General features: G+C 62.4%; 1 pseudogene. It reads left to right on the forward strand.

Features of this window, described 5'->3' with window-relative positions:
* Positions 1-112 precede the first annotated feature (112 nt).
* Positions 113-551: pseudogene (locus F1735_RS34140) on the forward strand (hypothetical protein); the annotation flags it as partial.

Raw genomic sequence — 551 nt, forward strand, 5'->3', positions numbered from 1 at the left:
CCGGCAACAGGATCAAGGAAGAAGTGCGCGACCCCAACGGCAACCTGGCGCGCCAGATTACCCGCACCTATGACATTACCGGCCGTCTGACGAGCCAAACCGGAGCAGCACAATGACCCGCCGTATCTTCAGCCGTTTGACGTCCGGCGCAATGATCGTTGTAATGACCTATACGCCCCTGTTGGGCGCCTATACCGGAACCGTGGCCGCCGCGCAGACAGTGCCGGCGGAAGCCACCCGCTACCAGTACGACCTGGGCGGCAATCTGACGGAGATCACCGATCCCCTCGGACGGGTAACCAACCGGGCCTACGATCCGCTCGACCGTGTAAAGCAGATCCAGCAACCGCTAACCAACGGCGCACGCCCGACCATCAAGCTTGCTTACGACGGCATCGACCAGTTGGCGACGGTAACCGATCCGCGCAACCTGGAAACGCGCTATGCGGTCGACGGCCTGGGTAATCGAGCCGAGCTGGTCAGCCCCGACACGGGCCTGACCAAGTCGACCTATGATGCCGCCGGCAATCTGAAAACGAGTGTGGACGGCC

Source organism: Massilia genomosp. 1 (assembly GCF_011682185.1).
Taxonomy (GTDB): domain Bacteria; phylum Pseudomonadota; class Gammaproteobacteria; order Burkholderiales; family Burkholderiaceae_D; genus Telluria_A; species Telluria_A rubra.